At 72.7% G+C, this 19,487-nt stretch carries 14 protein-coding genes; 8 read left to right on the top strand and 6 right to left on the bottom strand.

The genetic code is table 11. From position 1 onward, the window contains the following. Positions 1 to 250 precede the first annotated feature (250 nt). The 7 genes from D7W81_RS28455 to cheB are packed head-to-tail and all read left to right on the top strand — an operon-like array spanning position 251 to position 9,921. Entirely contained in the window at positions 251 to 643 is a 393-nt protein-coding gene (locus tag D7W81_RS28455) for a response regulator (RefSeq protein WP_120558540.1), read from the top strand. Then, positions 640 to 2,724: a chemotaxis protein CheA gene (locus tag D7W81_RS28460; RefSeq protein ID WP_120558541.1), complete on the top strand. Its 2,085-nt coding sequence runs from the start codon at positions 640 to 642 to the stop codon at positions 2,722 to 2,724. The genes D7W81_RS28455 and D7W81_RS28460 overlap by 4 nt, the downstream gene beginning before the upstream one ends. Next, complete coding sequence (locus D7W81_RS28465) at positions 2,721 to 3,167, top strand: chemotaxis protein CheW (RefSeq protein WP_120558542.1); 447 nt, start codon at positions 2,721 to 2,723, stop codon at positions 3,165 to 3,167. The genes D7W81_RS28460 and D7W81_RS28465 overlap by 4 nt, the downstream gene beginning before the upstream one ends. After that, positions 3,148 to 5,691, top strand: coding sequence for a methyl-accepting chemotaxis protein (locus tag D7W81_RS28470; RefSeq protein ID WP_120558543.1), 2,544 nt, complete (start codon positions 3,148 to 3,150; stop codon positions 5,689 to 5,691). The genes D7W81_RS28465 and D7W81_RS28470 overlap by 20 nt, the downstream gene beginning before the upstream one ends. Continuing rightward, on the top strand, positions 5,688 to 8,057 hold the full coding sequence (locus D7W81_RS28475; protein ID WP_120558544.1) for a HEAT repeat domain-containing protein: 2,370 nt from the start codon (positions 5,688 to 5,690) through the stop codon (positions 8,055 to 8,057). The genes D7W81_RS28470 and D7W81_RS28475 overlap by 4 nt, the downstream gene beginning before the upstream one ends. Before the next feature lie 14 nt (positions 8,058 to 8,071). Then, a complete protein-coding gene (locus D7W81_RS28480) occupies positions 8,072 to 8,893 on the top strand; it encodes a CheR family methyltransferase (RefSeq protein WP_120558545.1) in 822 nt (273 codons plus the stop codon). Beyond that, positions 8,890 to 9,921: a chemotaxis-specific protein-glutamate methyltransferase CheB gene (cheB, locus tag D7W81_RS28485; protein WP_120558546.1), complete on the top strand. Its 1,032-nt coding sequence runs from the start codon at positions 8,890 to 8,892 to the stop codon at positions 9,919 to 9,921. Before D7W81_RS28480 ends, cheB begins: the two co-directional genes overlap by 4 nt. 19 nt (positions 9,922 to 9,940) lie before the next feature. Here cheB and D7W81_RS28490 read toward each other — a convergent pair whose 3' ends face one another. The 3 genes from D7W81_RS28490 to D7W81_RS28500 all read right to left on the bottom strand — a co-directional run bounded on the left by D7W81_RS28490 (position 9,941) and on the right by D7W81_RS28500 (position 14,792). Then, a complete protein-coding gene (locus D7W81_RS28490) occupies positions 9,941 to 11,458 on the bottom strand; it encodes a sensor histidine kinase (protein ID WP_120558552.1) in 1,518 nt (505 codons plus the stop codon). A 485-nt stretch (positions 11,459 to 11,943) separates the two neighbouring features. Further along, positions 11,944 to 13,332, bottom strand: a complete 1,389-nt coding sequence (locus tag D7W81_RS28495; protein ID WP_120558547.1) for a sigma-54-dependent transcriptional regulator — start codon at positions 13,330 to 13,332, stop codon at positions 11,944 to 11,946. Beyond that, a complete protein-coding gene (locus D7W81_RS28500) occupies positions 13,314 to 14,792 on the bottom strand; it encodes a sensor histidine kinase (RefSeq protein WP_120558548.1) in 1,479 nt (492 codons plus the stop codon). Before D7W81_RS28500 ends, D7W81_RS28495 begins: the two co-directional genes overlap by 19 nt. A gap of 344 nt (positions 14,793 to 15,136) precedes the next feature. On the opposite strand from D7W81_RS28500, the gene D7W81_RS28505 reads away from it, so the two are divergent. Continuing rightward, positions 15,137 to 15,559, top strand: coding sequence for a response regulator (locus tag D7W81_RS28505; RefSeq protein WP_279637861.1), 423 nt, complete (start codon positions 15,137 to 15,139; stop codon positions 15,557 to 15,559). 15 nt (positions 15,560 to 15,574) lie between these two features. On the opposite strand, the gene dctA is transcribed toward D7W81_RS28505, so the two are convergent. From dctA to D7W81_RS28520, 3 genes are all read right to left on the bottom strand, one after another. Then, positions 15,575 to 16,882: a C4-dicarboxylate transporter DctA gene (gene dctA / locus D7W81_RS28510; protein WP_120558549.1), complete on the bottom strand. Its 1,308-nt coding sequence runs from the start codon at positions 16,880 to 16,882 to the stop codon at positions 15,575 to 15,577. A 14-nt stretch (positions 16,883 to 16,896) separates the two neighbouring features. Beyond that, positions 16,897 to 18,681, bottom strand: a complete 1,785-nt coding sequence (locus D7W81_RS28515; RefSeq protein WP_120558550.1) for a monovalent cation:proton antiporter-2 (CPA2) family protein — start codon at positions 18,679 to 18,681, stop codon at positions 16,897 to 16,899. 55 nt (positions 18,682 to 18,736) lie between these two features. Then, positions 18,737 to 19,487: SDR family oxidoreductase (locus D7W81_RS28520; RefSeq protein ID WP_208721484.1), on the bottom strand; the 751-nt coding region annotated here is incomplete at its 5' end.

Consider the following 19,487-nt stretch of genomic DNA (forward strand, 5'->3'; position numbering starts at 1 on the left):
GCCCAGGGGGACGGGGGAAGGAGGCGTCGGGCGGAGGAGGCGGGCGCATGGATGGAATTCGGTTCCCCGAGCGGAAAAAGCAGGAGCGCAGGGTGCCGGATGTGCGGGCGGCCGTGGCGCTTCGTCGTGCGCCGTGGCACATCGTCCAATGCCGGCGTGGACAAGCCAACGTTCAACACGCGCCGGATGACTCATTTCTTTCAGCGGGTCGGAATCGATCTAGCTTGGCCGGTCGTTTCCAGAGGACGCCATGCCCGAGGTACTCGTCGTTGATGACAGCAAGGTGATGCGCGACATGGTGGTCGCCTGCCTGCGGCCTTATCCGGACAGCCAGTTCACCCAGGCCTCCAGCGGGCTGGAGGCCATCGAGCAGCTGTCGCTCAAGCGGTATGATCTGCTCGTCCTGGACCTCAACATGCCGGACATCGGTGGCATCGAGGTGGTGGAGTTCGTGCGGGGCCAGGACCACCTGCGCACCCTGCCCATCATCATCGTCACCACCCGGGGCGACGAGGCCTCGCGCGAGCGCGCGCTCCAGGCGGGCGCGGACCGCTTCATGACCAAGCCCTTCACGCCGGATTCCATCCAGGGCACCGCCCGTGCCCTCCTTGAGAAGGCCCCGGCCGAGGCGTCGCGCGGGTGACGGGATCCGGGGAGTTCGCGGAGTTCCTCCCCGCCTACCTGGCGGAGGTGGATGAGCTGCTCGCCTCCGCGCAGAAGGACCTGCTGTCGGTGGAGGAGGCCGTGCGCAAGGGGCTGGCCCAGCCCCGCGCCGTGCGCGAGCTGTTCCGCGCGCTGCACACGCTGAAGGGCCTGTCCGCCATGGTGGACGTGGAGCCCGTCGTCTCCCTGGCGCACTGGATGGAGGCGTCCTTGCGGCTGGCGGATCAGGCCGGCGGCCGGCTGCCCGAGTCCAGCGTGGAGCCGCTGGTGGAGGGGCTGCGCGCCATCGAGGTGCGGGTGCGGCAGCTGGGCGCCGGCAAGGCCGCGTCGCCCGCGCCCGCGAACCTGCTGGAGCGGCTGGAGGCGCTGGGGCCGCAGGTGCTGGAGTCCGCGCCCCGCCCGGGCCGCCGCGTGGTGCTGGACGCGGAGGCCGCGTTCGCGTCCCGGCTGGCGCCCTCCGAGCGCGAGCAGCTGGAGGGCGGGCTCGCCGGGGGACAGCGCGCGCTGCGGGTGGACTTCGTGCCGTCGTCGGAGCGCGCCGCGAAGGGGCTCAACATCAACACCGTGCGCGAGCGCGTCGCGAAGCTCGCGGACATCGTGAAGGTGCTGCCCCTGTCCGGCGCCGCCGCGGGGGGCGCGTCGCTCGCGTTCGCGCTGCTGCTCATCACCCGCGCGGAGGACGTCACGCTGCTGGAGGCCGTGGGCGGTCCGCCCGCCCGGGTGCTCTCACTGGAGTCGACCGCGCCGGCCACGCCGCCTGGGGACGTGGGCGCGGGCACCCCGGAGCCGCCGGGCGCCGCCGTGCCCGGTGGCGCCGTCCTGGATGAAGAGCTGGACGAGCCCGAGGTGCGCCGGGGCGGAGGCCTGCTGCGCGTGGAGGTGTCGCGGCTGGACGAGACCATGGAGTGGCTGGCGGCGCTCGTCGTCAACCGCTCCCGGCTGACGCGCGCGGTGACGGCGCTCACCCAGGCGGGCGCGCCCACGCGGGAGCTCACCGCCATCCTCCAGGAGAACGGCCGCCAGCTGCGCGACCTGCGCTCCGCCATCCTGCGGCTGCGCATGGTGCGCGTGGGGGACGTGCTGGAGCGGCTGCCCCTGCTGGTGCGGGGCCTGCGCCGCGCCACGGGCAAGGCCGTGCGCCTGGAGCTGGACGTGGGCGACGCGGAGCTGGACAAGGCCGTGGCGGACCGGCTGCTGCCCGCGCTGGTGCACCTGGTTCGCAACGCGGTGGACCACGCCCTGGAAACCCCCGAGGAGCGCCAGGCGGCGGGCAAGCCCGTGGAGGGCCTGGTGAGCCTCACCTGCCACACCCGCGCCAGCGGCCAGCTGGTGCTCACCCTGCGCGACGACGGCAAGGGCGTGGACGCGAAGGCGGTGGCGGCGGCGGCGAAGGCGCCGGTGCCGGACTCCGCGGACGCGCTGCTGGACCTCCTGTGCCGGCCCGGCCTGTCCACGCGCCAGGAGGCCACGAGCACCAGCGGCCGGGGCATGGGCATGGACATCGTGCGGCGCATCGTCGTGGAGCAGCTGGGCGGCGAGCTGCGCATGGAGACGCGCAAGGGCGCGGGCACCACCTTCACCCTGTCCGTCCCCCTCACGGTGACGCTGATGGACGCCATCATCGTCGAGTGCGCGGGCCGCCGGTACGCGGTCGCGGTGGGGACGGTGGAGGAGCTCATCGACGTGGCGGGCGTGGTGCGGCCCGCGGGCGCGGACGGCGTGGGGCTGGTGGAGCGCCGGGGCGCGGCGGTGCCGCTGGTGTCGCTGGCGCGGCTGCTGGACGCCACGGCGCCTGCTGACGGCGCCGCGGGCCAGGGCGCCAAGGCGCTCATCGTGCGGCAGCGCGGAGACCCCGTGGCCTTCGCGGTGGACCGGCTGCTGGGCCAGCAGGAGATCGTCCTGCGGCCGCTGGAGGATCCGCTCGTGCGCGTGCCCGGCGTGGCGGGCGCCACGGACCTGGGCGATGGCCAGCCCACCCTGGTGCTGGACCTGGGAGCGCTCGGCGCGGCGCGCGCCATCCGCCGCAAGCGGGCGGCGCGGGCAGGAGAGTGGGTGTCATGAACGTGCTGCACGTGCTGTTCAAGGTGGACGGGACGGAATACGCGATGCCCGCGGCGGACGTGGTGCAGATGGAGTCCTTCACCGGCGCGACGCCGGTGCCCGGGGCGCCCGCGCACGTGGCGGGGCTGGTGCAGGTGCGCGGCCGGGTCATCCCGGTGGTGGACGCGCGGGCGCGCTTCGGGCTGCCGGCGGGGACGCCGTCGCTGGACTCGCGCGTGGTGGTGGGGCAGCTGGGCGAGCGCACCGTGGGGCTGCTCGTGGACAGCGCCCGCGAGGTGTTGAAGCTGGACCCGCGCACCATCCAGCCGCCCCCTCCCATGGTGGTGGAGGGCGCGAAGGGGTTCGTGAGGGCCGTGGCGCAAGTGGGCCCGCGGCTGGTGATGCTCATTGATTTCCCCCGGGTGGTGGGGGAGGAGGCGGCGGATGTCGACGGACAACGGTAACAGCGTGCGCAAGCTGGAGGACGCTCGCGCGCTGGCGGAGCGCGCCTCGCTCCAGGTGGCTGAAGGGGTGGGGCTGGTGAAGTCCACCGAGCAGCTCGCGACGCGGCTGGCCTCCGCGGGAAATGATCAGGCGGCGGCGGGCGAGCAGGTACGCATCGCCATCGAGTCCGTGGCCGCGCAGGTGGAGCAGACGGGCACGTCGGTGCAGGCGCTGGTGCGCGGCCAGACGTCCGTGAGCGACGCGGCGAAGGGCGTGCAACTGGAGGCGGAGACCACCGCGGCCGCGATGCAGGAGGTGACGGCGTCGGTGTCCAGCGTGCGCAAGGACGCGGGCGTGCTCGCCTCCAGCGCGGACGTGACGGCCTCCACCCTGGAGGAGGTGGCGCGCTCGGTGAAGGGCGTGAGCGCCAACGCGGAGGACCTGGCCGCCTCCAGTGAAGAGCTGCTGGCGAGCATGCAGGAGATGACCGCCACGGTGGAGGACCTGGTGTCGCGCAACCAGACGAGCGCCGCCACCACGGAGGAGGTCGCCGCCACCATCGAGGAGATGTCCAAGGGCATCACCCGGCTGTCCTCGGACGCGCAGGGCGTGGGCGAGCGCATGGCCCAGGTGTCCGGCGCCGTCGTGTCCCTGGGCAAGACGCTCCAGGACGTGGTGCGCGACGCGGCCACCATGTCCTCCAGCGTGGAGGAGACGGCCGCCGCCACCGAACAGGTGGCGCGCAGCACGCGCGGCGTCGCGGAGCACACGCGCACCCTGGAGGCGAGCGCGGTCACCACCGCGTCCACCGTGCAGGAGGTGGCCGCCAGCGTGGAGGAGGTGGCCGCCACCGCGGAGAAGAACGCCGCCGTGGTGGACGCCAACGCGGCCACCATCGAGGAGCTGGCCCGGTCCGCCCAGACGGTGGCCCGCGCCGCGGAGAGCATCAACGGGCTGGCGTCCACCAGCGCCACCGCGTCCTCGCAGCTGGAGTCCGCCACGCGCCGCGCGGCGCAGCTGACGGAAGAGGCGCGGCTGGCCGCCGAGCGCGTGGGCACGAGCGCGCGCGAGGGCGGCGTCACGGTGTCGCGCTCCATCGCGGGCTTCGGCCGCATCCGCCAGTCCATCGTGGAGTCGTCCGGGGTGATGAAGGAGATGGGCCGGCGCGCCGAGGAGATTGGCGACATCGTGCAGACCATCAACCTCATCGCGGACCGCACGAACCTCCTGTCGCTCAACGCCAGCATCGAGGCGGCGCGCGCCGGCGAGCACGGCCGCGGCTTCGCGGTGGTGGCGGAGGAGATCCGCGCCCTGGCGGACCGCGCGGCGGCGGCCAGCAGCGACGTGGCCAAGATCGTCCGGGGCCTCCAGACGACGGCGCGCGAGGCGGCGGTGGCCAACGGCGAGGGCGTGCGCGCGGCGGACGAGGGCGCGGCGCTGGCGGGCGACGCGGAGCGCGCGCTGGGCACCATCCTCAAGGGCGTGGAGGACCTGGGCTCGAACGTGCGCGAGGCGTCGCGCGCGTCGACGGAGCAGGTGCAGGCGGTGCAGGCGCTGGTGCAGGCCACGGCGAAGGTGAGCGAGCAGGGACGGCTCATCGCCGCGTCCTCGGTGGAGCAGGCGCAGGCCGCGCAGGCGCTGACCCAGGGCGGCACGGAGATGCGGCGCATGGCGCGGCAGACCACGCAGGCCACCCAGGACCAGGCCAAGGCGCTGCGCGACGCGGTGCGCTCCAACACCCAGCTGTCGGAGGTGGCGGAGAAGGTGTCGCGCGCGATGCAGGAGCAGGCGCAGGCCGCCACGGACCTGGCCCGGGGCACCACGCAGATGCGCCATCTGGTGCAGGGCGTGAGCAGCGCGGTGATGGCGCAGGGCCAGCAGGTGGGGGTGCTGGGGGCGACGGCGCAGGAGGTGGCTGCCTCCACGCAGCGCACGCTCACCGGCATCTCGGAGCAGGCCAAGGCCGCCCAGGAGGTGACGAAGGCCATGGAGGCCACGCGCAAGGAAGTGGCCCAGTCCACGCGCGCCATGGCGGAGCAGGCGCGCGCGCTCAAGCAGGGCGAGCTGGCCAGCCGCCAGGTGGCGACCCTGGCCAAGGAGGTGACGCGCGCCACGGAGGAGCAGGCCCAGGCGCTCACGTCGCTGGTGCGCGGCGCGGAGGAGGTGCGCCGGGTGGCGAAGTCCACCGCGCGCGCGCTGGATGAGCAGACGGACGCCCTGTCCCAGCTCACCACCTCCGCCGCGAAGCAGGCCACGGGCGTGGCCGCGGTGGCGAGGTCCGCCCAGGAGCAGGCCACGGTGACAGAGCAGCTGGGACGGTCGGTGGAGGACATGCGCATCCGGGCGAAGGAGATCGCCGGCACCACGGCGGAGCAGGCGCGCGCCATGGCCGTCACCGCCCGGGAGGTGAAGGAGGTGGCGGGCCGGCTGGGGCAGCTGTCGCGGCTGAACGGAGAGCAGGTGGAGGGCTTGAGTCACCTCAACGGCCTGCTGGGCTCCACGGAGCCGGGGACGCCCCGGAACACGCGGGAGCAGGCCACGTGACCAGCACGACCGCGAAGCAACACCCGCTGTCCCTGTCCGCGGACGACCGCGCCCGGGTGGAAGAGGTGGAGCAGCTGGCGCGCCAGGGGCCGGTGAGCCTGCCGGTGCTGGTGGACGGGCTGGACGCGCCGTCGTGGGCGGTGCGCCGTGCCGTGGTGTCCGCGCTGGCGCGCCTGGGGACTCCCTCCGTGGAGCCCCTGTGCGACGTCCTGCGCCACCGCCGGGACAACGAGGCGCGCATCGCCGCGGCGGTGGACGCGCTGGTGGCCGCCACCGGTGAGGTGGAGGGCCCGGTGGAGGTGCTGGGGGACGACCCCAACCCGGCCATCGTCTGCGACGCGGCCCAGGTGCTGGGGCGCCGCCGCAGCCGGAGGTCCGTGCCGCTGCTGTCGCGGCTCATCGTCCACCCGGACGACAACGTGGCGGTGGCCGCCATCGAGGCGCTGGGCCGCGTGGGCGGCGGCGCCGCGGTGGACGCGCTCCTGTCCTCGCTGGGAAGCGGCAACTTCTTCCGCATCTTCCCCGCCATCGACGTGCTGGGCCGCTCGGGCGACCCCACCGTCGTGCCGGCGCTGATGGCGCTGCTGTCGGACCCCTTCTACGTCCTGGAGGCGGCGCGCGCGCTGGGCCGCACCGGCCAGGAGGCCTCCGTGCCCGCGCTCGTGGGCCTGCTCCAGCGCGGCAACGACGCGGTGGTGCGCGTGGCGGCGGTGGCGCTGGTTGAAATCCACGACGCGCAGGTGCAGCGCTTCGGCGGCGCGCGCATGGTGCCGTCGGTGCTGCGCTCCACCTCGTCGGAGCCGCACCCCACCGGACGCCGGCTGGCCCAGGTCATCGCGGGCGCGGACGCGGGGGAGAAGACCGCGGTGGCGCGCCTGCTGGGCTGGGTGGGCGGCGCGGACGCGGCCACGGGGCTGCTGAAGCTCCTGGACTCGCAGGACCTGGGCGTGTCGCGCGCGGCCGCGGCGGCCCTGGGCGAGCTGGGCGCGGAGGCGGACGCGCAGATCCTCCAGGCGCTGCGTGAAGGGGACAGCTCGCGCAGGCGCGTGCTGCTGCCGCTCGTGGGCAAGCGCTCCGCGGCGGTGCCGGACGTGCTGTTGTGCCTGGAGGACCGGGACGCGACGGTGCGCGCGCTGGCGGCGGAGACGCTGTCGCGCATTGGCGACACGTCCGCGGTGCCGGCCCTGTTCGCACGGCTGTCGGACGAGGACCCGCGCGTGTCGCAGGCCGTGGTGGGCGCCATCCAGTCGCTGGGCAGCGACACGACGGAGAACCTGGCGCTGGAGGCGGCGCGCTCCACGGACTCGCGCCAGCGGCGGGCGGCGCTGCGCATCGTGGCGTACTTCGGCTATCCGCGCGGCCTGGACGCGCTGCTGCTGGCCATGCGGGACCCGGACGAGCGGCTGCGCGACGCGGCCATCTACGGCCTGCCCTTCATCGACGACCCGCGCGCGGTGGACGCGCTGCTGGCCGCCGCGAGCCACGAGTCGGAGCGCACGCGCGCCACCGCCATGCGGGCGCTGGGGCAGACGGACAAGCAGGCGCGCATCACCTCCACGCTCCTGGGGGGCCTGAACGACCGCGACCCGTGGGTGCGCTACTACGCGTGCCAGTCGCTGGGGAAGCTCAACGAGGAGGCCGCCGCGGACGCCATCGTCGCGCTGGCCAACGACGACGCGGGCCAGGTGCGCGTGGCGGTGGTGGACGCGCTGGCGCACATGCACACGGAGAGCGCCATGGCGGCGCTGCGCCGGGCGGCCTCGTCCTCGGACGCGGACGTGCGCCGCGCGGCGCTCCTGGGGTTGGGCGTGGCCCGGCGGCCGGACGCGCTGCCGGTGCTGCTGGAGGCGGTGCACTCGGACGACCCGGCCACGCGGCTCGTCGCCCTGTCGGCCGTGGCGGAGTACGACGCGCCGGAGACGCTGCCCGCGCTCCTGCGCGCCGCCGGGGACCGGGATGACAGCGTGCGCAGCGCGGCGGTGGGCTTCCTGGCCACGCGCACGGGCACGCACGCGACGCAGCAGCTGGTGTCGCTGCTGGGCGACGTGATGCTGCGCGAGCAGGTGGTGTCCGCGCTGGCGCTGCCGGTGGAAGGGCGTCTGCCCGGGTTGATGGCGGCGCTGGAGGTGGCGGACGACGCGACGGCGCCCCTGCTGGTGGCGGCGCTGGCGCGCATGCGCCGGGCGGACGCGAGGGCGGCGCTGATGCAGTCGCTCATCGGCGCCAGCCCCTCCGGACGCCGGGCCGCCGCGCCCGCGGTGGCGGCGCTGGGCACGGTGGAGGCGCGCGAGGCGCTGGACCGGGCGGCCCACCGCGACGAAGACCCCGAAGTTCGCCGCGCCTGTCTGCTGGCCCTGGGCCGCTGAGAGAACCCACGGCCATGAGCACGCTGCCGCTGTCCCCGCAGGTCCTGGCCATCCTCTCCATGCTCATCGAGCAGCGCTCGGGCCTGCATTACGGGCCCGAGGACCGGGACCTGCTGGCGGAGAAGCTGTCCACCCGGGCGCTGGATGCCGGGTTCGACTCGCTGCTCGACTACTACTACTACCTCCGCTACGACCCGAAGGGGCCGGAGGCGCTGGACTCGCTGGTGGATGCGCTGCTCGTCCACGAGACGTACTTCTTCCGCGAGCAGCAGGCGCTGGAGGGGCTGGTGGACGGGCTGCTGGTGCCCGAGGTCAAGGCCGGCCGCAAGCCCCGGGTGTGGTGCGCGGCGTGCGCCACCGGTGAAGAGCCCCTCACGCTGGCCATGCTCCTGGACTCGCGCGGCGTGCTGGGGGACGTGTCCATCCTGGCCACGGACCTGAGCCTCCGGGCGCTGGAGCGCGCGCAGGCGGGGGAGCACAACCTGCGGAGCATGCGCTCGCTGCCCCCGGGCGTGCTGGGGCGCTGGCTGGACGTGGTGGACGGCCGTCCCCGCGTGCGGCCGGACCTGATGGCCCGCGTGGAGTGGCGGCAGCTCAACCTGGTGAACACCCCGGGCTACCCGGAGCCGGGCAGCTGTGACGCCGTCCTCTGCCGCAACGTGCTCATCTACTTCCAGGACGACACCGCGCGCCGCGTGGTGGAAGGCATCACCCGGGTGCTGCGGCCCGGCGGGCACCTGGTGGTGGGCACGTCCGAATCGCTGATGCGCTTTGGCACGGCGCTGCACTGCGAGGAGCGCCGCGGCTCGTTCTTCTACCGCAAGGCGGGCCCATGACGTTGCGCGTGCTGGTGGTGGACGACTCGGCGTTCGCGCGCAAGGTGCTGCGCAAGGTGCTGTCGGACGCGGAGGGCCTGGAGGTGGTGGGCACCGCGCGCGACGGGCTGGACGCGCTGGAGCGGGTGGCGGAGCTCAAGCCGGACGTCATCACCCTGGACCTGGTGATGCCGGCGCTGGACGGGACGGGCTTCCTGCGCGCCCTGGCCGGCATGCCGGACGCGCCGCGCGTGGTGGTGGTGAGCAGCGCGGGCACGGACAGCGAACTGGCGGTGTCCGCGCTCCAGGCGGGCGCGGTGGACATGGTGCACAAACCCACGGCGCTCGCCACGGACCGGCTCTATGAGCTGGGCGCGGAGCTGGTGGAGAAGGTGCGCGTCGCGGGCCGCGCGGTGCCGCACTACGCGGATGCGCTGGCCGCCGCCGCGAGCGCCCCGCCCGCACGGACGCTGCCCGCGACGTCCACGAAGCTGCTGGCGGTGGGCACGTCCACGGGCGGGCCGCAGGCGCTGACGCGGCTGTTGTCCGCGCTGCCCCGGGACTTCCCGGCGCCGGTGGTGCTCGCGCTGCACATCCCCGCGGGCTACACGGAGGCGGTGGCGAAGCGGCTGGACTCGCAGAGCGCGCTGGAGGTGATGGAGGCGAGCGACGGCCTGGAGCTGGTGCCGGGCCGCGCGGTGCTGGCGCGCGCGGGGTACCACCTGAAGGTGGCGCGGCACGGGGCGGTGAACCTGGTGCGCCTGGACCGCCATCCGCTGGGCACCCCGCACCACCCTTCCGTGGACGTGCTCTTCCAGAGCGTGGCGGAGGTCTGGGGCCGGGATGCCCTGGGGCTGGTGCTCACCGGCATGGGCGACGACGGGCTCAAGGGCTCCCAGGCCCTGCGCGCCGCGGGCGGCGTGGTGCTCACGGAAGCCGAGTCCTCCTGCGTGGTGTACGGCATGCCGCGCGCGGTGGCGGAGGCGGGGCTGTCCAACGGCAGCGCGCCGCTGGACGGGCTGGTGCCGCTCATCAGCCGCTTCGTCTGACGGCCCCGGGCCACCCTGTTCAGGGGTGGTGCGAGGGAGGATGCGGCGGCTCGGGCGGCGGGCCCTTCCGGGGCGGCGCGCGGCGCGGCAGCGTGACGGTGAAGGTGGTGCCGTCGTCCTCGGTGGAGGTCACTTCGATGGTGCCGCCGTGCGCGTGGACGATTTCGCGCACGATGTAGAGCCCCAGGCCGTAGCTCATCTTCAGCGTGCGCGTCTGCTGAGGGCCCTGGCGGAAGGGCTCGAAGAGGTGGGGCAGGGTGGCTTCCGGGATGGGGCGGCCCTGGTTGTGGACCGTCACCACCACCTTGTTGCGCAGGCCGCGCGTGGCCAGGCGCACGGGCGCGTCCGCGGGGCTGTACTTGAGGGCGTTCTCCACCAGGTTGGACACCACCTGCGCCAGGCGGTCGGGGTCCCACTGGCCCTGCGTGTTGCCCGTGTGCTCCACGACGATGTCGCGCTGCGGGAAGGCCACGCGGAACTCGTGCGCCACCTTGGCCAGCAGCTCCTGCGTGTCCGTGCCGCGCGGTTCAATCACCACGCCGCCCACCAGCCGGGCGCGGGTGAAGTCCAGCAGCAGGCGCGTCAGCCGTTCAATGCGGACCGCCGCGGTGGCGATGCGCCGGCTGGTGCGCGCCGTCTCCTCCGCGGGCCCGCCGGCCGCGAGCACGCGCGACCAGTTCATGATGGCGCCCAGCGGGCTGCGGATGTCGTGGCTGATGATGCCCATCAGGTGTTCCTGGAACTCGGCGTGCCGGCGCACCTCTTCTTCCGCCCACTTGCGCTGGGTGATGTCGCGGCTGATGCCGAAGAGGCCGAACACGTGCCCTTCCGGATCGCGCAGCGGGCCCTTGGTGGACAGCCACACGCGCACGTCCCCCGTGGGGTCCTTCTGCGCGTCCTCGTAGGTGAGGGGGTGGCCCGCCTTGAGCACGTCCCGGTCGTGCTTCAGGTTGGCCTGGGCCTCGTTGGGCGGGAACAGCTGCGCGTCGGTGCGCCCGCGCACCTCGGACACGGTGCGCCCCAGGGCGCGCGCGCCCGCGGAGTTGATGACCTGGTAACGGCCCTCCATGTCCTTGATGTAGATGGCGTCGGTGGTGCCCTCCATCACCGCCTGGAAGAGCTGGCCCACGCGCTGCAATTCGTTGCGGGACTGGAACTCGTGGGTGATGTCGCGGCAGTGCACCAGCAGGCCGCCGTCCACGGGGCGGGTGGTCACCTCGAAGCAGAAGCCGCCCTCGTGCCAGCGGTGCTCGTAGCGCGCGGCGGACGGCTGCGCGGTGGCGGCAACGTCCAGCCGCAGGTGCGAGCCCAGGCCCAGCACGTCCGCCACCTTCTTGCGCAGGTCGTTCCCCGGCTGGACGCGGGCCCCCAACAGCTCGCGCATGCGCGGGCTCAGCCAGGTGATGCGCCAGCCGGCGTCCACCCCCAGGAAGGCCTCCGGCAGCCCCTCCAGCAGCGCGAGCAGGCCCGGGCCGGGCGCCTCCGTCGGGGACGGGGCGGAAGCACGGGAACGCGGGCGGGCGGGAGCGTGGGCCATCGGCAGGTCGTCGTCAGGGTGCGGGGAGCAGGGTCCCTTCAGGTGGGAAACACGGCGGTGCTTCTCAAGCGTGCCCGGCTTCAACGCCGGAACACGGAACCAGGATGGCGGAAGGCGTCCTGACCGCCTGCTACGAAAGCCTCGGGCTCGTGGATTTCCGAGGGTAGGGAGAAACCTCTGGGATGAAACGGGTCAGTGACGTTCTTGTCGCCCACTGCACGCGCGAGGTCGTTCACGCGACAGAAAAACCGGGCTGGAAGGGGACGGAGTGCATCCGTCCGGAACATACCCCGCTCGAGGCCCGCCGGGGGGGCCGCCCCGAGGGATGATGGGCCTGACGCGCGCCACGCCACGCCCCAGGGCTCCAGCCGTGCGGCCATGACGGACGGTTGTGGCCGGAGCGGATGGGGCGGGGTCTCCCAGCTGCTGGGAGCCAGGGGGGCGTGCGCCACCCAGGGGACGCGGGGTGGGGGGGCCTGCCCGCGTCAGGGTTTCTTCACCTCGCGCGACTCCCTGGCTTCTGCATCTCCCCGCTCCAGCTTCCGGTAGAGCGTCTTGCGGTCCACGCCCAGAATGCGCGCCGCGAGCGTGCGGCTGCCGCCCACGGCCTCCAGCACGCGGTGGATGTAGCGGCGCTCCAGCTCCTCCAGCGTCACCAGCTCGGACGCGTCCGTGTTCTCCGGCACCACGCGCGGCGTGCTGTAGTTGCGGATGCGCTCCGGCAAATCATCCACCGTGAGCTGTTCGAAGGACGTGAGCGCCACGGCGCGCTCGATGCAGTTCTGCAGCTCGCGCACGTTGCCCGGCCAGCCGTAGGCCAGCAGGCGCTGCGCCGCCGCGGAGGACAGCCCCACCACCTTCTTGCCCGTGCGGGACGCGAACTGCTCCACGAAGCGCTGCGACAAGAGGAGCACGTCGTTGCCGCGCGCGCGCAGCGGGGGCAGCTCCAGGCCAATGACGTTGAGCCGGTAGTAGAGGTCCTCGCGGAAGCGGCTCTCCTCCACCGCCAGCTCCAGGTCGCGGTTCGTCGCCGCGACGATGCGCGCGTCGAAGGGCGTCTCCGTGTCGCCGCCCACCGGGCGCACCACGCGCTCCTGCAACGCGCGCAAGAGCTTCGGCTGGAGCGTCATGGGCAGCTCGCCCACTTCATCCAGGAACAGCGTGCCGCCGTTCGCCTTCACGAAGAGGCCCGTGCGCGCGGCCTTCGCGTCGGTGAAGGCGCCCTTCGCGTGGCCGAACAGCTCGCTCTCCAGCAGCTGCTCCGGCATGGCCGCGCAGTTGATGGCCACGAAGGGCCCCTCCTTGCGGCGGCCCCGTGCGTGGAGCGCCCGCGCGGCCACCTCCTTGCCCGTGCCGCTCTCACCGGTAATCAGCACCGTGGCGTCCACGTCCGCGACCCGGTCGATGAGCGCGTACGCCTGCTTGAGCGCGGGGCTCTCTCCCACGAGCGCGCCGTCGTCCTGGCGCTGGTCCAGGGCCTCGCGCAGGCGGCGCACCTCCGCGCGCAGGGCGCGGTGCTGCACGGCGCGCTCCAGCACCAGCACCAGCGCGTCCAGGTCAATGGGCTTGGTGATGAAGTCGTAGGCGCCCGCGCGGATGGCGGCCACGGCTGTCTCCAGGCTGCCGAAGGCGGTCACCACGACCACGGGGATGTCCGGCCGGTTGAGCACGATGCGCTCGCACAGCGCCAGGCCGTCCATGCCCGGCATGCGCAGGTCGGTGAGCACCGTGTCGAAGTCCTCGGCGGCCAGCTTCTGGAGGGCCTCGTCGGCGGCGGCCACGGCCACGGGCTGGAAGCCCCGGCGCTGGAGGCCCTTCTCCACCATGGCGCGCATCTCGCGCTCGTCTTCGACAATCAGGATGCGGCCTGGCATGCGTGCGTCCCCGGCGGCAGGTAGATGGAGAAACAACTCCCACGGCCCGGCTCGCTTTTCACGTCAATCCAGCCGCCGTGGTCCCGCACCATCCCATAGGAGACGGACAACCCGAGCCCCGTTCCCTCGCCCACGTCCTTGGTGGTGAAGAAGGGTTCGAAGACGTGGGGCAGCACGTCCGCCGGGATGCCCGAGCCCTCGTCCTCCACGTCCAGCCGCACCCATTCCTGCTCCGCCCCACCCACGTCCGCGGGCGGCGTGGCGCGCAGGACCTGCGAGCGCACCCGCAGGGTGCCGGGCCGGTCCATCGCGTGGAGGCCGTTCATCACCAGGTTCGTGAGCACCTGCTGGAACTGCCCCGCGTCCACCTCCACGGTGAACCCCGAGGGCACCTCCTGGGACAGCGCCACGCCCTTCTTGGTGGCCATGGGCTTGAGCAGGGAGAAGGTGCGCTCCGCCAGCAGCGACAGGTCCTCCGGCGCGCGTGACGGCGTGCGGCGCCGGGCGAAGTCCAGCAGCTGCCGGATGATGCCGGTCATGTGCTGCGCCTGCTGGAAGATGATGCGGGCGCACTCGTTCACCTCGTCGCCCTCCGCCTCGCCGGAGGACACCATCTTCGCGCGGCCCATCACGACGTTGAGGGGCGTGCCCAGTTCGTGCGCCACGCCGGACGCGAGCTTCCCCACGGTGGTGAGCCGGTCCGCGTGGCGCAGGTGCTCCACCGTGCGCAGGCGCGCCGCCGTCTCCGACGCCAGCCGTGCCCGCGTCTCCTCCAGTTGTTCACCCATCCGGTTCATGGCCACCGCCAGCGTCGTCAGTTCGTCGCCGCGCTCGCGCCGCAGGGGCACGCGCGCGGTGAGGTCGCCCTCGCCAATCCGTCCCGCCAGGTGCACCAGCTGCTCCACGGGGCGGCCCACCAGCCGGCGGCCCATGGCCATGGCGGCCAGGAGGAAGAACAGGGACAGCGCCGCCGTGGCGATGAAGGTGCCCACCACCGTGGTGCGCACGTGCTGCTCCTGTTCGGACATGGACTCGGTGATTTCAATGGCGCCCATGCGCCGGCCCAGGAACACCGGCGTGTACGAGCGCAGCACGCCCGGGCTGGTGGACGCGTCCATCATCCAGCCGTCGTTGCCCGCGCGCAGGCTGAGCAGCAGGGCCGGAGGCAGCGCCGGCGCGAAGCCGGAGCCCGGCCCGCCATCCAGCCACACCCAGCGCAGCCGCACCTGCTCCTGGAAGCGGTTGGCCTGGTTGAGGAGCGTGAGCGCTTCGGCCTCCCCCGCCAGCTGCCACGCCTTGCCAATGGAGCCCGCCAGCGTGTGGCCGAGCAGGCGGTGGTCATGCTGCGTGTCGATTTCCGACCGGGCGAGCTCCCGGTTGACCTGGAACACCTGAAGGCCGGCCATCACCGCGACGGCGAGCAGCACCAGGGCCAGGGTGAATTTGCGAGCGAGCTTCACGAGAGAGGCAACCCCCGGTTCGTGCGTGAGGGGGAAGGAACACACGGACCGGGGAGGTACGCTACGGGTACCGCGGGTGCTGCGTCACGACAGCGTGTGATTCGTTGCTGCTCGAGCCCTCGGCCGGAGCGGCGGGGGCCTTCTGGCTGCCCCCCCTTGGCCAAAGCATCGGCCATGCCAGCCCCTGTCACCGGGTGAAGCGCTGCCAACGCGGGGCGGGATGTCCATGCATGCCTGGGGCACATTGCCCCGGCGGGGGCAGGATGCCCCGGAAGCCCCAGGGGCATGACGGATCCACCTCCCTTTCCGCGCACGTGGCATGCGCCGTGCTCCTCCGCATTCGAATGACGAACGCACCTCCCCAAGAAGAAGCGGCACACGCCCCGCGCATCCTGGTCGCGGAGGATGACGACGCGATGCGCGCGATGCTCGTGCGCACGCTGATGCGCGCGGGCTACACGGTGGTGGAGGTGGAGGACGGCTTCGAGCTGGGCGACTACGTGGCGATGATGCAGGGCCACGGTGGCACGCTCGCTCCGCCGGACCTCATCGTCAGCGACGTGCGCATGCCGGGGCGCACCGGCCTGGAGGCGCTCGGGCGTCTGCGTGACCAGGGCATCGCGTGCCCCGTGCTGCTGCTCAGCGCCTTCGCGGATGAGGAGACGCACGCGGAGGCGCTGCGGCTGGGCGCCCGGCAGCTGTTGGACAAGCCGGTGGACCTGGACGTGCTGAAGGCCGCGGTGCGCGACGCGGTGGCGCACCACTGAGCAGGCCCCGGAGCGTCAGGCCGGCGTCCCCGCGTCGGCGGGCGGGGCCTCGGGCACGGGCTGGCCGTTGAGCTCGGAGCGCAGCCGGTCGCGGTCCAGCTCGTTCTCCCAGCGGGAGACGACGATGCTGGCGACGCCGTTGCCAATGAAGTTGGTGAGCGCTCGCGCCTCGCTCATGAACCGGTCGATGCCCAGGATGAGCGCCAGCCCCGCCACCGGCACGGACGGCACCACCGCCAGCGTGGCGGCCAGGGTGATGAAGCCCGCGCCCGTCACGCCGGAGGCGCCCTTGGACGTGAGCATCGCCACGCCCAGCAGCGTCGCCGTCTGCGTGAACGTGAGGTCCACGTTGAGCGCCTGGGCCACGAACAGCGCCGCCATGGTGAGGTAGATGTTGGTGCCGTCCAGGTTGAACGAGTAGCCGCTGGGCACCACCAGTCCCACGACGGACTTGGAGCAGCCCAGCCGCTCCAGCTTCTGCATCAGCGGCACCAGCGCGGACTCCGACGACGACGTGCCCAGCACCAGGAACAGCTCCGCGCGGATGTAGCGCAGGAACTTCAGGATGGAGAAGCCCGTCACCCGCGCGACCAGGCCCAGCACGACCACGACGAAGAGCACGCACGCCAGATAGAAGCACCCCATCAGGCGCAGCAGCGGCCCCAGGCTGGTGATGCCGTAGGCGCCCAGGGTGAAGGCCATGGACGCGCCCGCGCCAATGGGCGCCAGCTTCATCACCGTGCCAATCATGTGGAAGAAGGCCTTGGACAGCGCCTCGAAGAGGACGACCACGGGCTTCGCCGTGGCGCCAATGGCCGTCAGCGAGAAGCCGAACAGCAGCGCCAGCAGCAGCACCTGGAGCAGGTCACCCTCGCCGGTGAAGGCGTCCACGAAGGTGCGCGGGATGATGTGGAGCAGGAAGCCCGCGGTGGACTGGTCATGCGCCTGCTGGGCGAAGCGGGCCACGGCGCTCGCGTCCAGCGTGCGAGGGTCCACGTTGAAGCCGGAGCCGGGCTTGAGCACCGTCACCACCACCGCGCCGATGATGAGCGCGAACGTGGAGATGACCTCGAAGTAGAGCAGCGCCTTGCCGCCCACCCGGCCCACCTTCTTCATGTCCGCCACGTTGGCGACGCCCAGCACCACGGTCAGGAAGATGACCGGGGAGATGAGCATCTTCACCAGCGCGATGAACGCGTCCCCCAGCGGCTTGAGCTTCACCGCAGTGGTGGGCGCGAAGTGGCCCAGCAGGCCCCCCGCGAAGATGGCCGCCAGCACCCACAGGTAGAGGCGGGAGGAGGAGGGCTTCGGGTCGGCGCTCATTGTCGTGGTCCCCCTCAGATAGCCGACTTCTGATCGGCCTCGTCCTTCTCGAACAACAGCTCCAGCTCGCGGCGCGCGCGGACGATGACCTCCATGAACTTCTTCTCGTCCTTGAAGACCTTGGCGCTCTCCAGCATCAGGGCCTCGTCGTGCTCGCGGAAGCGCTCCACGGACCGGCGGGCCTCCGCGAAGGTGAGGCCCATCTCCTGGAGCACGTCGCCGGCCATGGTGAGGCTCGCGTCGAACGTCTCACGGATGAGATGGGTGACGCCCATGTCCAGCAGCCGGTACGCGTGCTCGCGGTTGCGCGCCCGCGCGTAGATGGTCAGGTGCGGGAAGTGCTCCTTCACCATCTGCGCGGTGCGCAGGGACGCGGCCATGTCGTCGATGGCCAGCACGAACACCTTCGCCTTCTCCGCGCGGGCCGCGCGCAACAGGTCCAGCCGGGACGCGTCGCCGTAGAACACCTGGTTGCCGAAGCGCTGGATGAAGTCGATGTGCTCCGCGCTCGCGTCAATGGCGGTGAACCCGATGCGGCGCGCGCGCAGCAGGCGGGCCACCACCTGCCCCACGCGCCCCATGCCCGCGATGATGACCGGGTGGTCCTCTTCCGGGGACACGTCGTACTCGCGCTGCGGGCCCTTCTGCTTGAAGCGCGGCGCCACCCAGCGCTCGTGGATGGCGGACAGGAAGGGCGTCACCACCATGGACAGGCCCACCACCAGCACCAGCAGGTCCGCCTGCGCGCGCTCCATCACGTGGAAGGACACCGCCAGGGAGAAGAGGACGAAGGCGAACTCACCGCCCTGCGAAATCACCACGGACAGGCTCAGCGCGGAGCCCGGCCTCTTCAGCCCCACGCGCCCCAGTCCGTAAAGCACCAGCGCCTTGAGGAACGTCAGGCCCAGCACCAGCGCCAGCACGCGCAAGGGCTCGCGCATGAGCAGCGCCAGGTTCAGGGACATGCCCACGGCGATGAAGAACAGGCCCAGCAGCAGGCCCTTGAAGGGCTCGATGTCCGCCTCCAGTTCGTGGCGGTACTCGGACTCCGACAGCAGCACGCCCGCGAGGAACGCGCCCAGCGCCATGGACAGGCCCACCGCGCTGACCAGCGTCGCGGTGCCCACGACCACGAGCAGCGCCGTCGCGGTGAACAGCTCCTGGCTGTGCACGGACGCCACCGCGCGGAACACCGGCCGCAGCAGGTAGCGGCCCGCTACCACCACCACCAGCACCGCGCCCACCGCCTTCACCGCCATCAGCCAGCCGGGCTCCGTGGACGGCGTGTCGGACGTGCCCAGCAGCGGCAGCGCGGCCAGCAGCGGGATGACGGCCAGGTCCTGGAACAGCAGGATGCCGAAGGCCAGCTGTCCGTGCTCGGCGGTGAGCTGGTTCTTCTCCCCCAGCAGCTGGAGCGCGAACGCGGTGGAGGACAGCGACAGGCCAAAGCCCGCGATGATGGCCGCGCCCCAGGACAGGCCCAGCGCCTTGCCCACGCCTCCCAGCAGGAGGCCCGTCAGCACCACCTGCGCGCCGCCCATGCCGAACACGGAGCGCCGCAGGTTCCACAGGCGCGACGGCTGCAACTCCAGGCCAATCACGAACAGCAGCAGCACCACGCCCAGCTCCGCGATGTGGAGGATGTTCTCCACGTCGGAGATGAGGCCCGCGCCATACGGCCCGATGGCCGCGCCCGCCGCCAGGTAGCCCAGCACGGAGCCCAGCCCCAGCTTCTTGAAGAGGGGCACGGCGACAACCGTGGCGGCCAGGAACACCAGCGCCTGATGCATGAAGGACATAAGGCGCCTGCATGGCACGCGGTAGGCCACCTCGGCAACAGGCGTGGGGTGCGGCTCAGGCCTGCTGGGTGGGCATGAGGGTGAGCTGCTGGAAGTTGATGTGCCGGGGCAGGGCGGTGGCGAAGGCGATGATGCCCGCGACCTCCTCCGGCGACATCCAGGTGAGCGACTTCCGGGCGCCCTCCAGCCAGGCCCGCGCGCCCGGGTCGGTGTTGCCGTCGTGCAGTGCTGTATCCACCAGCCCCGGCTCCAGGGCCATGACGCGGACGAAGCGGGGGCCCAGCTCCGCGCGCAGGTGGCGGGACAGGTGGGTGAGGGCGGCCTTGGTGGCGCCGTAGACGTTGAAGTGGGGGAACACGGACTGCGCGGCGACGGACGACACGTTGATGAGGTCCGCGGGCCCGCCCGCCTTCGCCGCGGCCAGCAGTGGCTCCACGAAGGTCTCCACGACGCGCACGCTGGCCTTCACGTTCAAATCAATCATCTGTTCCCAGTCCTCCGTGCGGTGCGCGTCCATGGGCGTGGGGCGCATGAGGCCCGCGTTGTTGAGGACCAGGTCCGCGACGCCCAGCTCGCCCGCGATGGCCTTCGCGGCCTCCCTCACGGACTTCGCGTCCAGCACGTCGGTGCCCAGGGCGAGCGCCCGGCCCCCGCCTTGCGTGATGGTGGAGGCGAGCGCGTCCAGCCGCTCCTTGCTGCGCGCCAGCAGGGCGACGCTCGCGCCGTCCCGCGCGAGGCGCAGCGCGGTGGCGGCACCAATGCCGCTGGAGGCGCCGGTGATGACGGCGACGCGGCCGGACAACGGG

The organism is Corallococcus aberystwythensis, from assembly GCF_003612165.1.
GTDB lineage: Bacteria > Myxococcota > Myxococcia > Myxococcales > Myxococcaceae > Corallococcus > Corallococcus aberystwythensis.

Coding starts and splice junctions, on each gene's coding strand:
- D7W81_RS28480 (WP_120558545.1), top strand. CDS start 8,072: ATGAGCACGCTGCCGCTGTCCCCGCAGGTCCTGGCCATCCTCTCCATG.
- dctA (WP_120558549.1), bottom strand. CDS start 16,882: ATGAGCGCCGACCCGAAGCCCTCCTCCTCCCGCCTCTACCTGTGGGTG.
- D7W81_RS28505 (WP_279637861.1), top strand. CDS start 15,137: ATGACGAACGCACCTCCCCAAGAAGAAGCGGCACACGCCCCGCGCATC.
- D7W81_RS28455 (WP_120558540.1), top strand. CDS start 251: ATGCCCGAGGTACTCGTCGTTGATGACAGCAAGGTGATGCGCGACATG.
- D7W81_RS28495 (WP_120558547.1), bottom strand. CDS start 13,332: ATGCCAGGCCGCATCCTGATTGTCGAAGACGAGCGCGAGATGCGCGCC.
- D7W81_RS28470 (WP_120558543.1), top strand. CDS start 3,148: ATGTCGACGGACAACGGTAACAGCGTGCGCAAGCTGGAGGACGCTCGC.
- D7W81_RS28515 (WP_120558550.1), bottom strand. CDS start 18,681: ATGTCCTTCATGCATCAGGCGCTGGTGTTCCTGGCCGCCACGGTTGTC.
- D7W81_RS28490 (WP_120558552.1), bottom strand. CDS start 11,458: ATGGCCCACGCTCCCGCCCGCCCGCGTTCCCGTGCTTCCGCCCCGTCC.
- D7W81_RS28465 (WP_120558542.1), top strand. CDS start 2,721: ATGAACGTGCTGCACGTGCTGTTCAAGGTGGACGGGACGGAATACGCG.
- cheB (WP_120558546.1), top strand. CDS start 8,890: ATGACGTTGCGCGTGCTGGTGGTGGACGACTCGGCGTTCGCGCGCAAG.